This window comes from Clostridium beijerinckii, assembly GCF_018223745.1.
GTDB classification, from domain to species: Bacteria; Bacillota; Clostridia; order Clostridiales; family Clostridiaceae; genus Clostridium; species Clostridium beijerinckii.
Map to the genome: position 1 here is coordinate 2898946 of NZ_CP073653.1, position 15721 is coordinate 2914666.

A 15721-nucleotide genomic window follows, 5' to 3' on the forward strand; every position below is an offset into this window, starting at 1 on the left:
CATTTAGAATTATTTTAACATAATTGGAACTATTAAACTACTTTAATAGGATTAGAAAGTTTTTATTTTAATTTTTTAGCTTCAGCAACTAATCTATATAGAGTGTTCATAGCTTCCATAGGATTTAAACTTAATATATCAACTTCGCTAACTTCTTTTAGAAATGCCTCTTTTTCTATAAAAGTAAAATCTAATTGCATATTGTTAGAAGAGTCCTTATTCTTATGTTTTTTAGATGAATTTTCAGTCTTTTCATCAATTCTATGATCATCTTTATTACTTTCTGCTTTATCAAAAGAGTCTTTTGCTTCAACTTTTTCTATATATTCACTCTTACTTTCACAGGCTTTTTCAGTAATAGTAACTACATTATTGGCTTGATTTATATCTACAGCAACCTCATTTTCTATGATTTCAGTGTTTGTTACTTTGTGTATATCAAAATTATTTTCGCCTTCAAGTCCTAGAAGAATTTCTTTTGCTCTATTAATAACATCATCAGGAAGACCGGCAAGTTTTGCAACTTCTATACCGTATGACTCATCCGCACCGCCTTCGACTATCTTTCTTAAGAAGATTACACTATCTTTCATTTTCTTAACAGCTACAGAGTAATTCTTAACACCAGGTAAAACTCCTTCAAGTTTTACTAATTCATGATAGTGTGTTGCAAATAAAGTTTTGCATCTTAAATTTTCATTACCAGTTATGTATTCAATGACAGACCAAGCTATCGAAAGTCCATCATAAGTTGATGTTCCACGCCCTACTTCATCTAATAATACTAGACTTTTAGAAGTTGCATTCTTAAGTATATTTGATACTTCCCACATTTCAACCATAAATGTGGATTTACCACCAGCTAAATCATCAGAAGCTCCAATTCTAGTGAATATCTTATCGCAAATTGAAATATTAGCGCTAGAAGCTGGTACGAAAGATCCTATTTGGGCCATTAACGTAATAAGGGCAACCTGTCTCATGTAGGTTGATTTACCTGCCATGTTAGGCCCAGTTATTAATAGCAATTCCTTATCACTTTGATTCAAGGTAGTATTGTTGGAAACAAATTCACCTCTTCCAATTACCTTTTCAACAACTGGGTGCCTGCCATCTACTATTTTGATAATTCCATCTTCATTGATTTCAGGTTTTATATAATCATTTTCAAGAGCGATTAATGCCAAGGTGGAAATACCATCTAGATTAGAAATTATTCTAGCACTTTTTTTTAGTCTTGCAATTTCCTTCTCAATGGAATCTCTTATATCAGTGAATAAAGAATATTCTAAGTTTATAAGCTTCTCTTCTGCGCCTAGAATTTTATCTTCCATAATTTTAAGTTCTTCTGTTATATATCTCTCAGCGTTTGCAAGAGTTTGCTTTCTCACATACCTACCTTCTGGAATAGAATTATAATTTGATTTTGAAATTTCTATGTAATATCCAAATACTTTGTTATAACCTACCTTTAAAGATTTGATTCCGGTAAATTCTCTTTCACGATTTTCTAGAGCCGCAATCCATTCCTTACCATGAAGCTTTGACTGTCTTAATTCATCAACTTCAGAATTATAACCATCTTTAATTATATTTCCTTCTTTTATACTTAAAGAGGGCTCTTCTTTAATGGAGGATTCAAGTAATTCTCTTATGTCTGATAGTTCATCTAAATTTTCATAATATTCTTTTAGCAGTTCTGAATTAGCAGTTCCTAAAAGTTCTTTTATAGATGGTAATTTATCTAATGAAGCTTTAAGAGATAACATATCTTTTGCATTCACATTTTTATTTGAAATTTTACCGACAATTCTTTCTATATCATAAATATCTTTTAAAGAGCTTCTTAAATCCTCATTAAAACTAATTGAACTAAATGCTTCGCTAACACCACTTAGTCTTTTTTCTATTTCAGATTTAATAATTAACGGTTCTTCAATCCATTTTCTAATTGTTCTACCACCCATAGATGTAGCACTTTTATCAAGAACCCATAAAAGAGACCCTTTTTTGCTTTTCTCTCGTATACTTTCAGTAAGTTCTAAATTCCTTCTTGAATTTCCGTCGATTGTCATGTAATTAATTATTTCATATTGTTCTAGCAAATTTATATTAGTTAAACTCATTTTTTGAGTTTCATATATGTATTTAAGTAGTACTCTACTTGAAATTTCTCTTTCATTTACTAATCCGGAAACCTCTAAATCCGAAAATTGATCTATAATTTCTTCTTTTGATACGATAAATTCATTAAAGTCTTTCTCTGTAATAAGTGCAGTAGTTATACCCTTTATATCATCTATTAAAGATTGGCTAATGTTTTTATCTACTAAAATTTCTTTAGGTGCAACCTTTGAAATCTCGTCTAATAAGGTTATCTTTATATTATCAAAGGAAGTTGTTTTAAATTCGCCAGTACTTATATCCGAAACTGCTAAACCTATTTTTTCATCGCTTTCATATATAGTCATTAAATATGTATTATCATTTTCTAGAGAACTATTAGCATCTATGAATGTTCCTGGTGTAATTATTTTTACAACACCTCTTTTTACAATTCCTTTTGCTTCCTTTGGATCTTCAAGCTGTTCACATATTGCTACCTTATACCCCTTATTAACAAGCCTTGGTATATATGCTGCTGCTGCATGATGTGGTATTCCACACATAGGAGCTCTTTCCTCAAGACCACAATTTTTTCCTGTAAGAACTAACTCAAGTTCTCTAGATACAGTTATTGCATCATCAAAGAACATTTCGTAAAAATCACCTAATCTATAAAATAGAATACAATCACTGTATTCCTCCTTTGTTTTCATATATTCAACCATCATTGGCGTTAAAGCCATAATTAATTTCCTCCTTTTTATGTAGCTAGGTTAAATTATTTCTCGACCTAGATTTATATATTTAATTTAAAGTAATATTTATATAAATTTCATTATACATCTAAAAATCCCTAGAACAATTATAACAATTATCTTAGAGATTTTCATTAATATTTTATTTAACTGAAAATAGATATAAATATTTATCTTAAAAGGATTTTTCTAATTTTAGTTTTTCTTAAAATTGTAATTATTAATGCAGACAATAATAAAGAACAGATAAACCTAAGAAGTGTATTTGCAAAAAGTACTGGTATAAACATTGCAAGCCATATCATAACTATTTGATGAGAACAATATATTCCTAAGCTATATTCCCTACAGGCTTTAGAAACCTTAGTAGAAATATTTTTTGTGGAATTAATTGCCCAAATTAAGATTAAAGGGGCTGCAATTATTGATGATAGATACATATTAGCGTCCTTAGCAATTCCAGTTTTATTTAACACAAAGGTTTCAATTAAAAGTAATATAATTGAAAGTATACTTAATAATCCTGACTTTTGTATTTTTTCATTTAATTTATATTTGCTAACGATTGCACCTAAAGATACAAAAAGAATTGATTCGGTAATGCCTATTTGTGGAAGCATAAATATTGAAGTATATCCGTTGATTAATGGATTTATAATAGTTTTTTCAAACAACCCATAATAGGTGTCTCCAGTTGTCCCAAATAGATATAATACAAATCCAATTATAAACAAGAAAAACAACTTGTCTCTTTTTAATAATGGAGAAATTATAAAGATAGTAATAATTAACGAAGATATATACCAAAGGCTTCCAGTGACCCCTGCAAATAATAATCTCTCAATAATTAAAATAGGTGGAGCACTTAAACTGCTTAAGACAAGTGGAAATAAAGCTATAATCTCAATAAGCACCCATAAAAAATAGATACGTAATAAATGCTTAATAGTTGATTTAGGCTCTTTTTCAGAACCAATTCTATTATATAAAAAGTAACCCGAAACCATAAAGAAAAATGGCACAGCGAGTCTAGCAATACCCATACTAGTAGCAATCCATAAGTCATCATTTATGGATTTGAAAGCCATTGTATGAATTGATACAACTGCAATTGCAAAAACTAAACGTAATACATCAACCATTCCATAATGAATATCATTTTTTGATTCCATATCACAACACTCTCCCTGAATATATTAATATTTTAGAGTAGGCACTTAGAATTTTAAATGCCTACTCATTAAAATCATCATAAATTACATATGCATCTTCTTGATTGCTCATTTTTTTACCTCCTACTTACTTATATAAATATAGTAGTACAAGTAATAAGCCTTAGTTACATAAAACCTCTGAATTATACACTTTTAAAGCTCAAACGTCACTTAAGCTAAATTAGAGAAAAGTATATATCCTAATACCGTGACAACAAAAAATTATATTAATATAAAAAATACACCAAGTTAAATCCAAGAAATCTGAATTCAACGTGGTGCATTTTCTCTATATAGTGATTGTTATAAGATTTTATCATTTTATTTTATATCAACGCAACAAATCTCAAATAATTAAAAGTAGCTAATAATTTGTTGAAACTTTATGTGTCTATCTTACTAAATTTATTACTGTTGCTTTAGGTCTAGACATAGATTCAATTGAATATCTTATTCCTTGAGTTCCTATTCCAGAAGCTTTAACTCCTAGGAATGGGAAATGGTCTGGACCTCTCTCTGTTTTATTATTTACTTGTACTGTACCTACCTCTAATCTGTCAGCTACATAAAATGCATCATCAATATTTTCTGTAAATACTGCACTTTGAAGTCCGTATTCTGATTTATTCGCTATCTCAATAGCTTCATCTTTGTCTTTTACTCTTATTATTGGAAGAACTGGTCCAAAAGGCTCTTCCCATGCAAGCCTCATATCAGTAGTAACATTATCAAAAAGTGTTGGGTATATTAAATTACCTTCTCTATTTCCACCAACAATTAGATCTGCACCTTTATCTTTAGCATCATCTATTAATTCCATAACATAATCAGCCGCTTTAGTACTAATTAATGGTACAATATCTACATCTTTTTCTAATGGATTTCCGACCACAAGTTTATTCATTTTCTCTTTAACTTTAGAAATTAATTTATCAGCAACTTTTTCTAATACTAAAATTCTTTTTACTGCAGTACATCTTTGGCCTGAGTATGAGTAACCACCTGCTACAATATTATTGGCTGCAAGCTCTAAGTCCGCATCTTCTAAAACTATAGCGGCATCTTTTCCACCTAACTCCATTAAAAGTGGTACCATGCTAGTTAGTTTTGAAATTCTAACACCAACGTCTGTACTTCCAGTGAAATTAATAAAGTTTACGCCTTTATGAGTAACTGCGTAATCTCCTATTTCGCTTCCTCTACCTGTGATTGTATTTAATACCCCATTTGGTACTCCTGCTTCTTGAAAAACTTTTGCTAAGTATAAACCACATAGGCTACCTTGAGTAGCAGGCTTTAATACTAATGAGTTTCCTACAATTATTGCAGGCGCTATCTTTGATGCTGATAGGTTTATTGGGTAATTAAATGGAGATATTGCAAGAACTACTCCTAATGGCTCTCTATTTACAACTGAGATTTTATTTCTTTTAAATCCAGGGAAAGTATCGCCTGGTATACTTTCACCAGACATATTCTTAGCTGTATCAGCAGTGAATCTTATAAAATCTGCTGTTCTATGAATTTCAGACTTTGAGCTCTTTCTGTCTTTACCAATTTCTCTGACCATAATATCAACAATTTCATCAGTTCTTTCAACTAAAATATCAGCAGCTTTATATAAAATCTCGGCTCTTTCACTCATTGGAACTTTACTCCATTTTTTTTGGCCCTCTTTTGCAATACTTATTACATTATCAACATCTTCCTTTGTCATAGCAGGAACTGTGCCAATTAATGAATTATCAAGTGGCGAATAGATTTCAATTACTTTGTTATCTTTACTACCAACCCATTCACCATTTATTAAATTTTTAAAGTTATTATTTTCGCATTTTATACAATTAAACATTCCTTCACCTCTTTAATACAATTTACTAATTAATATTAATTATCATTTAATAATATAATATACTAATTCTTATATTATATCCAGATAAATTAATAAAATTTAATAATTAATATATTTTTCTTCTTGAAAATACAGCTTAGTGTTATAAAGTATGGAATATAAAAAATTACTTCTTATGAATTTTATGAAAAATTTAAGATTAAAATTCATATTAATTAAAACTTTAAGAATATCTAATGCCTTTTGGTATAAAGCCTATAGAAAATAGTTATTTTAACCTGTTATCTTTAGTAAAAAATGTTCTATATCCAAGGGTTACAAACAAGACAGTGGACACAGCGGTACTGCCTAATATAGCAAGCATTATACCAATTTGATATTTTATTGCAGTGATAGGAAATGTTCCAGAAAGAATCTGTCCTGTCATCATTCCTGGTAGAGATACAATTCCCATAGTTAGCATATTATTCATAGTTGGAAGTATGGCGCTATCGAAAGCATTATTAACAATTTGTCTAGTGGCATCAAGTGTGCTTGCACCAAGCATTAACGAATTTTCTATTTCAATTCTTTTATCTTCAAAATCACTACATAGTTTATTTGCACCTAGTGCAATACCTGTCATGCTGTTACCAACAATCATACCTGAAATAGGAATAAAATATTGAGGATTGAACCATGGGCGAACACTAAGAACAACTATTATAAAGAAAGCTGCAGTCAAAAGAGCTCCAAAGGTCATTGAAATAGCAATTATACTTTTTAATTCCTTTGACATTTGAACTTTAACTCTTTTTATTGAATTATAAATTGCAAAAGAAATCATAATTATAATCATAAAAGAAGTTAACCACCAACTTGGATTATTAAATACGAACATGAGAACATAGCCCATTATAGTAAGTTGTATTGTCATTCTAGTTGAAGCAATCAATATTTGTTTTTCTCTTTTGATGCCTCTTGATTTAAAAATAATAAGCATTATTAGTACAAAAACATAAGCAATTGAAAGTTGGAAGACTGATAGATTCATTACTGCATTATTCATAATAAGATTTCACAACCTCTCCATTTTCAATCCTAACTATTGAATTGTTATATTTCTGCGCTATTTGCTCTGAATGAGTGATCATTATAAGTTCCTTATTGTTTTCTAACACAAACTTTGAAAAATTATCTATTATAAATTGCTCAGTATCTTTGTCTAGTGCAGCTGAAGGCTCGTCTAACAAATATGTATCAGCATCCATTAACATTACTCTAGCTAGGCATAGTCGTTGTTTCTCTCCTCCAGAAAGGTTACCACATCCATCAGTGAGTTTTTTATTAAGTTCCACTCTTTCAAGAATTTCTTTCATTCTACTCTTTGATGCAGGAAGTTTTTTTGAAAATTCCAATCCAATTTGGAGATTGTCTTCTATATTACCACTATAAATAACTGGAGTTTGACCTAACATAACTACATTTCTACGTAATATTATTGTATCAATTTTAGAAATATCTTTATTATTATAAAGTATAACTCCATCATCGGGTACATTTAGACGGTTTAACATGCGAAGTAAAGTTGTCTTTCCACTACCAGAAGGCCCTACAACACATGTAATTGGTTTATCTATATTTAGAAATTTGATATCTAATATATTTCTAAATTTTATATTTCTAATTTCAAACATATTAATTCACTTCCTAACTATATAGCTTTTGTAATCATTTCTGCACATATCATTCAAATTGATTGATGACATAAACTTAGTATAAGTAAAAAAACCTTGTAACAATTATACCAATAATTACAAGGTTTTTCACTAAATCTATGAATTTTTAATAAGCCCAATAGCTACACCTAAAACGTTAAATTGTTGATCATCTATAATAATTGGCTGATATTTGTCGTTCTCAGGTATAAGAGCAATTTTACCATCAATAACTTTATACGTCTTAAGCGTTGCTTCACCTTCAATATCAACAGCAACAATATCCTTAATACGTGGCATATTCTGCTTACTTATTACTACATAATCTCCATCATAAATATTTTTATTTATCATGGAATCACCTTTAACTTTAAGCATAAAAACATCTTTTGAAGTTCTTATCCAATCCTTTGGTAATGAGTAGCTATCCTCAATATATTCATTAATTAAAATTGGATTACCCGCTGCAATCTCATTAAATACAGGAATATTTACTACGTCGTCTACTTTTTCTTCAAAATTGTTATAATCTACATATATTTCATCTACTGATCCTGAATCTTTTATAAATCTATGAGATATATTTCTCTTTAAATCTATATATTCTATAGACCCTAATGTAAGAGATGAACTTTGTAATGAATTCTTATTAGTCTCATTTTTTTGAATCAACTTATCACTGCTATCTACAAATTTTTCGATATCTTCAACTTCTATTTCCTTGTAAGATTCATTCAAAGAAATACATTTTCCCTTCATATCATATCCTAAACTAGAAAAGTGGCGTCCCTTTACAAGCCAAGCATTAGGAATAGCGGTTTCAAAAGTATCCATAATAAATGTTATACTAGAATAAGATTTTTCATTATATATTGATTTAACTAATTCTAATTGAACTTTCGTAAGTTGTTGGCTATTATCTATGAATATATGGGTATAATTAATTATTGGAGCTTTTTTTGCTTCATTTAAAGCTAAAAGTTCCATGTCTTGAGCATCTACTTTATTAAGTTTTCTTAAGTTATTAGTATATTCTTCTAAAACTTCAAAGATAGCTTGTCTTTGCTTAGAGTTTCTTCTAAGAATTTTAGATATCTCAGTGTTCAAATTATTAATTCTACCAACTCTATTAGCGCTTTGATACTCTTCAAGTTTTAAATAATTACATGATTTAATCCATTTAATCTCGTCTTTTATGAATTCAATATGATCTAAATTTAATATATTCGGTTTTTTCTTTTCGTATCCTTTTGACACTATAAGTATTGCATCTTTAAGCTCAGCTTCACGTTCTTCAAAAGATGCCAAAGTAAGATTTATATTATTATTTTTTACATATTTATTTAAATAATAAGAGACTAAAGAATCTATTGTCCTTATTTCTAATTTATCACTATTATCTTCATCAAAGAAGCTATTTTGATGATATTTTTCACCTTCAATATTTCTATAGACAGAATAAAAATAATCATAATATTCTTCGTTACAAGCTGCGACAAGTATTTTATCATCCTTAGATATACAATAATTATTAAGTAGTGATGGAATCTTATGTATAAATGCAGTAGTCTTTCCAGAACCTTTTGGACCTTTTATTAATAGATGACCATTTGGCTTATTATTAATTATCTTTTTTTGTTTTTTGCCAAATTCCATATTTCTCCCCTCCTTTTTTCATTGAATTTCACTTTATAAATCGAACATGAATTCTTAATTATTTTGTAATTATACTATACTTAATAGCTGTATGTAAAGTTTAGAGAAGTAACGTAAATTTGTTTGTCGATTATCGAAAAATCTTTAATTAGCTGGTCAAACATTGTATTAATCTTATAAAATAGTTATAATAAACAAAGTAAAATAAGGCAATTTAAATATGGATATACAAACGAAAAAGGAAGGTGACATAATGGAATCCAATATTATATTTTTTGATATTGATGGAACATTATTTAATGAAAAGACTTATACAGTCCCTAACAGTGCTAAGGCGGCTCTAAAAAAAGCACAAGAAAATGGACATCTAATCTTCATTAATACAGGGAGAACAATTATAGGCATAGATGATTGTGTCAAAGAACTAAATTTTGATGGTTATGTTTGTGGATGTGGAACTTACATAGAATTTAAAAATAAAGAAATACTACATAGAAATCTTGGAATAGATTTATCAAAAGAAATTGTAGCCAAGCTTCGCAAATATAATATCGATGCTATATTAGAGGGTAAGAATGACATTTATTACGATACTAATATACATTCTAAAGAAGTTCTTAGAATCAAAGAACGTCACATAAGGGAAGGATTTTATAAAGGTAAAACTTTTGATGATACTGAAATTAACTTTGATAAATTTGTAATTTGGACTAATGAAAATAGTGATTTTGAAAGCTTTCATAACGAATTCAAAAGTTTATTTGAATTTATCCATCGTGGTGAAGGCTTTTATGAATTAGTTCCTTTAGGATTCTCTAAAGCATCAGGTATAGAATACTTAATAAATTATTTAGACATTCATCACGAAAACACATATGCTATTGGTGATAGTACAAATGATCTATCTATGCTTAAATATGTGAAAAACAGTATTGCTATGGGAAATAGTACTCCATTATTATTTGACTTAGTATCATTTGTAACAAAGGATATTGAGGATGATGGAATTAAATATGCTTTAAAACACTACAATATTATATAGAAAATTATTTATTTTTAGTTCCTCCTAAAAGAAATGTATAAAATAGCCTGTCGCTAAATATACATAGTAGAAGAAATCTTTTAGGAGGAAAATACTAGGACTCAAAAAATAAATTTATATTGGTATATAAGCAAAAAGCACCTAATAATATAAAATTTCATAGTATAATAGGAAACCTTTAAAATTTAAGGAGTAGTAAAAGTGGAAAATTCAATTAAAGCTATTTGCAATACTTCAACATACTTGGATAAATATCATTCGAATACAAACTTTTCAAGTAATGATTCATTACTCGTTGGGTCCATAAACAATAGGTCACTAGGCAATAATCGCTATATTTCTTTATTAAACTTTCAACTATCTGAATTACATCCTAACTCTGTAAAGAAAGCATATTTATATTTGTTTATTCAAGATATTAAACCAGATTATAAGAATTCCTTTAGCTTTGGTATTTTAGGTAATTATAGCAATATAGATATAGCTGCTATTGATTGGTCGAGCTTGCCCCAAAAGGATTATACAAAGTTATTAAATCATATAGTACATGGATATAATATAGGACATTATTTAAAAATTAATGTTACTTCATTAATTAGATCTTTAGCAACACATAACGAAAGCTATAATATATTTTTACTTCCTCAAAATCAGGATTCTAATTCAATTATTAAATTATCTTCATTCGAGTCAAAATATCCTCCATATTTAGATATAATAACATATAATACAGATTCGACAAATAATATAGATTTATCAGAAGAACTTAATATTGAAACTTATATTGAAGAACCTGTTGAAGATAATACTTACGATGATGAGGAGACTGAGACTAATAATTCTGAGGATATTTCTGCATCAAAGGAATCTTCAAATGTTGAAAGAGATAGTGTAAAGGATCAAGAAGATATTACATTAATTAATCATTTGCTTAATAAAGTTATGGAGATCTTAGTAAATCAAGATTTGAAACTAAATTCTCTGAACTCTTACAGTGAATCTTTAGGCCAAGAAATAAACAGCCTATCAAACAAAGTTGCAGATATCGGTGATAAAATATCTTCATTAGATGAAAATTCTACTAATTTAAAACAAAATGATATTGAAACGTTAAATATAAATATGTCATCATTAAATAATCAGCTATTGGAATTAAAAGCTCTATTACCTAATTTAAGTGTAAATATTGAGAATCTAAAAGAGACAATTAATGAATTTACTAAGTCAGGGAAACTTGATTTTTCTAATTTGAACTCTATAAGCTCTCAATTATTAGAAGTATCGTCAAATTTGAATTCATTAACGAAATTGATTTGTTCCATAAAAGCTGAGCCCGTAAACTAGACTACAATAAAAAATCATTCAATATGTATTGTATAATTAAAGTTCTTGTTCAGGTAATAGTAAAATTATTTGAGCAAGAACTTTAATTATATGCTCTATTATTGATTAACACTTGTCTATCTTTAACGAGACTTATTAAAGGTTCTTGCTCAAACATACAGTCTTCATTAGGAATATAGTTTAGAGCCTTTTTATTAATTATATTATTTATACATGTTTTTATAATATTTTTGATAATCACCAGAGGTTACATTTTTCATCCATTCTTTATTATCTAAATACCACTTTATTGTTTGTTTTATTCCAACTTCAAAAGCAGTTTCTGGGTACCACCCCAATTCTTTTTTTATTTTGTCTGGTGCTATGCCATATCTTCTATCATGTCCTTTTCTATCCTCAACATATTTTATTAAGCTTTCACTTACATTCTTATCTACATTTTCGTTAATATAAGAAATAACGGTTTTAACAATTTGTATATTAGTTCTTTCGTTATGACCACCAATATTATATATTTCTCCTATCCTGCCATTATTAATTACCATATCAATAGCTTTTACATGATCTTCTACAAAAAGCCAGTCTCTTATATTCATTCCATCTCCATAGACAGGAAGCCTCTTATGATTTAAACAATTATTTATTAATAAAGGAATTAACTTTTCTGGAAATTGAAAAGGTCCATAATTATTTGAGCACCTTGTTATATTTATAGGCATTTTGTACGTATCATAATAAGCTTTAACTATCAAATCTGCCCCTGCTTTACTTGAAGAATATGGACTATGAGGATCTAAAGGGGTAGTCTCTTTAAAAAAGCCTTTAGAGCCTAATGAGCCATAAACTTCATCTGTTGATACTTGAAGAAATTTAACGCCTTCCTCAAATCCTTGTTCATTTTCCCAAGCATTTTTTGCGCAATTGAGGATATTAACAGTACCAAGTATATTTGTTTTAGCAAATACTTCAGGTTCTTTTATACTTCTATCAACATGGGATTCTGCTGCAAAATGGACAACATAATTTATATGATATTTCTTAAAAAGTATTGAAACTAATTCTTTATCACAAATATCTCCTTCAACAAATTCATATCTTTTATCATTCTCTATTGATTTAAGATTTTCTAAATTCCCTGCATAAGTTAACTTATCTAAATTTATTATATTAATATCTTCGTATTTATTTAGCATATATAAAATAAAATTTGACCCTATAAATCCAGCTCCACCTGTAACTAAATAAGTTTTCATGACTACAACTCCTTCATTTCACTTGCCTAATTTACTTATAAACGCTTCTATTGCATCTTTCCAATCTCTCATTTCATCGCCAACAGTATTTCTTAACATCGCATTATCGAGAGACGAATATTTAGGCCTTTTTGCCTGAGTCTTATACTCTTCAGACGTACAAGGTCTTACTTCACATTCTTCTCCAGATAATTTAACAATTCTTTTAGCAAATTCATACCATGTACACTCTCCATTATTGGTACAATGATATATTCCATAATCTTCTGTTTCTATTAGCTTCAAGATATGATATGCTAAATCATTAGCATAAGTAGGATTTCCCATTTGATCATTTACAACATTAATATAGTTTTTTTCTTTAGAAAGTTTCATTATGGTATAAACAAAATTACTTCCTACATAACCATAAAGCCACGCTGTTCTTACAATAAAATGATTTGAACATAATAGCTGTACATACTGCTCTCCTAGAAATTTAGTTTTACCATATACACTAGATGGCGCAGCTAAATCATATTCTTTTAATGGCTTATGAGTATTTTCGTTAAACACATAATCGGTAGAAACTTGTACTAGTTTAGCGCCTATTGAGTCACAAGCTATAGCAAGATTTCTTGGTCCTATTGAGTTAACTCTAAACGCAAAATCTTCATCAATTTCGCATCTATCAACATTGGTGGCTGCAGCGCAGTTTATTACTACCTCTGGCTTTAAATAACTCAGTACCTCTTTAACCTTGACTAAATTTGTTATATCTAGCCTATCTACGTCAAAGCCAATAACTTCAGATACTTTTATACTCTCCGATATTTCTCCTATATCAGCTCTTCCGATTTTTATTATTTCAGTAATCTCTCTACCTAACTGTCCTTTTGCTCCAGTTATTAATATCTTCATTATAAAATAAGCACCTCTTTTAACTATATATTATAATCTGGATATTACCTTAAAAAATTTCATTTATTCCTACATTAACTTTATCATTTTCTGATAAAATTACCTTAATAACTTTCTATAAAAGTTATGCAACGTTTAATTATTATCATTCCTCTTAATTCATTCCCTGTACTAAAGTGCATAAAAATCTGTACCTTTATAATTAAATATAGCTTCATCATAAAGTACTAAAAATCAATATGAAAAATCTTACGGAATATAAAATAAGCTTTATTATATAATGATATGTAAAAATTAGAGGAATGCTGCAAATATATTCGTTATTATTTTCAATTCTTTTGCTCTCCTCTAATATTCCATAGATTATAGTTATTGTATATAGGTATGGATATCATTTCATCTACAATTGCTTTTGTAGAAATCAAAACACTAACTTCAAACTTCATTTTTTCATTTGCAACAACTGGATTGCTTGTTATTGTAGCAAAAGAATTTACTACAAACTCTACTCCTTGTTGTTCTGCATAAACCGGTATATATAACCTTGCTTTCTGCATTCCTTCAATCTTTCCTTCTACAATATATTTTTCTTCATCCTTACCTTTAAACTCCACGATATATGGTATGTAAAAATTATATTGTAATATTGAATAATCTTTTCGAGTATCTACAATAGTTACATTTTTTGTTTCATTTATAACTTCACATTTTTTAAATTTAATATATTCTAGGTTTATAATTGCATCCTTATTTAAGGGTAATCTAATTGAAATTTCAGAGAAAATTATTTTTTCTTGATAAGTAGATAGCACTTTTTTTGCGATTATAGTAATACTATTTTCCTGTTTTAATTTTTCTTCTGAATCTATTAAATTAGGAAATTCATCTTGTACTTGAAGTTTACTTTTAGTTACTATCCCAATATCATATGGAAGACTATTATTTTGTTCAAAATTAAATGTATCAATAATAGTATTATTTGAAGTGTCAATTCTATCAATTACTCCTCTCCCATCATCACTTCGACTTGTTACTAAGAGTATTTTTTTATCTGGAGATAATCGAAGCCTTTGTATTTTTGGAAGAGTAGTTTTTATATTTGTTATGCATTCTTTCTTTAGCAAGTCTATAACTTCAATTCTATGTAAGCCACTATTAGCTGCATACAAAAAAGTTTCATTCTGTTCTAGAGCTGTAATTATAGAACCTATTTGTAGGCTTATATATGAAATATCTCCACTTTCAAGATTAAGTATAGAGACATTTCCTTTATAATTTCCTTTATTTGCTCCTTTGTTAGCGATATAGATACATTTCTCATTTTTTTCTATAATAATATAGTTTGGTAAAATGCCAACTTCTTTATATAGATTGATTAAATGAAAATCTGATGTATCATATACCTTAATTTCATTCTGTAAAATATCCAATACAAATAATCTTCTCTTGGATTTATCAAGTTCCAAGCAATTTGCTGCTATAAAGCCTTTCAAAGAACCAATCTTTTCACTAGTTTCTAAATTATAAATGCATACCTCTTCCGTATCGCATGCATATATCTTTTTATTATTGGAATCCACTTTTATATTACCATTATTGGGGATATTCCATGTTTTATCAGAATTAAACAAATCATGAATAAGAGTAACTTTATTATTTCTATCACTAGCTATATATATATTGTTTTTTTCGTCTATAACTATATTTTGAGGCCTTGGACCGATTTCAACTTCTTTTATAATGCGATAAGTATCACCATCAATGATAGATACTCTACCTGTGCCTATATTTGATACATAATAAATCATCTTCTCTAGTTTATCAATCATAAGTTTGCTGTCACCCCATCATTTTCTTATATTAAAATTTATGCTTTGTTCTTCGTTATTATGCAACAAAAAC

11 protein-coding genes are annotated in these 15721 nt (G+C 28.4%); 2 read left to right on the top strand and 9 right to left on the bottom strand.

The window, feature by feature from the left end:
- Positions 1–62: 62 nt before the first annotated feature.
- The 6 genes from mutS to lexA all read right to left on the bottom strand — a co-directional run bounded on the left by mutS (position 63) and on the right by lexA (position 9280).
- The gene (gene mutS, locus KEC93_RS13205; protein WP_077869107.1) at positions 63–2849 is read right to left on the bottom strand and encodes a DNA mismatch repair protein MutS; all 2787 of its coding nucleotides are present in this window, start codon (positions 2847–2849) and stop codon (positions 63–65) included.
- Between the two features lie 182 nt (positions 2850–3031).
- Positions 3032–4033, bottom strand: coding sequence for an acyltransferase family protein (locus tag KEC93_RS13210; protein ID WP_077869108.1), 1002 nt, complete (start codon positions 4031–4033; stop codon positions 3032–3034).
- Positions 4034–4466: 433 nt separating this feature from the next.
- Positions 4467–5927 carry an NADP-dependent glyceraldehyde-3-phosphate dehydrogenase gene (locus KEC93_RS13215; RefSeq protein WP_077869109.1) on the bottom strand — a complete coding sequence of 487 codons (1461 nt, stop codon included), beginning with the start codon at positions 5925–5927 and terminating at the stop codon, positions 4467–4469.
- Positions 5928–6195: 268 nt separating this feature from the next.
- Positions 6196–6975 (bottom strand): ABC transporter permease, encoded by a 780-nt coding sequence (locus KEC93_RS13220; protein ID WP_077869110.1) that lies wholly within the window; start codon positions 6973–6975, stop codon positions 6196–6198.
- Complete coding sequence (locus tag KEC93_RS13225; RefSeq protein ID WP_077869111.1) at positions 6968–7603, bottom strand: ABC transporter ATP-binding protein; 636 nt, start codon at positions 7601–7603, stop codon at positions 6968–6970. The genes KEC93_RS13220 and KEC93_RS13225 overlap by 8 nt, the downstream gene beginning before the upstream one ends.
- A 138-nt stretch (positions 7604–7741) precedes the next feature.
- Entirely contained in the window at positions 7742–9280 is a 1539-nt protein-coding gene (gene lexA, locus KEC93_RS13230; RefSeq protein WP_077869112.1) for a transcriptional repressor LexA, read from the bottom strand.
- A gap of 253 nt (positions 9281–9533) precedes the next feature.
- Here lexA and KEC93_RS13235 point away from each other — a divergent pair, with 253 nt between their 5' ends.
- Together KEC93_RS13235 and KEC93_RS13240 are read left to right on the top strand one after the other, a co-directional pair.
- Positions 9534–10322, top strand: coding sequence for a Cof-type HAD-IIB family hydrolase (locus KEC93_RS13235; RefSeq protein WP_012058787.1), 789 nt, complete (start codon positions 9534–9536; stop codon positions 10320–10322).
- A gap of 201 nt (positions 10323–10523) precedes the next feature.
- The gene (locus tag KEC93_RS13240; RefSeq protein ID WP_077869113.1) at positions 10524–11666 is read left to right on the top strand and encodes a DNRLRE domain-containing protein; all 1143 of its coding nucleotides are present in this window, start codon (positions 10524–10526) and stop codon (positions 11664–11666) included.
- Positions 11667–11869: 203 nt separating this feature from the next.
- On the opposite strand, the gene rfbB is transcribed toward KEC93_RS13240, so the two are convergent.
- From rfbB to KEC93_RS13255, 3 genes are all read right to left on the bottom strand, one after another.
- On the bottom strand, positions 11870–12919 hold the full coding sequence (gene rfbB, locus KEC93_RS13245; protein WP_077869114.1) for a dTDP-glucose 4,6-dehydratase: 1050 nt from the start codon (positions 12917–12919) through the stop codon (positions 11870–11872).
- An 18-nt stretch (positions 12920–12937) separates the two neighbouring features.
- On the bottom strand, positions 12938–13819 hold the full coding sequence (gene rfbD, locus KEC93_RS13250; protein ID WP_077869115.1) for a dTDP-4-dehydrorhamnose reductase: 882 nt from the start codon (positions 13817–13819) through the stop codon (positions 12938–12940).
- A 329-nt stretch (positions 13820–14148) separates the two neighbouring features.
- Entirely contained in the window at positions 14149–15648 is a 1500-nt protein-coding gene (locus KEC93_RS13255; RefSeq protein WP_012058791.1) for a YncE family protein, read from the bottom strand.
- Positions 15649–15721: the final 73 nt, after the last annotated feature.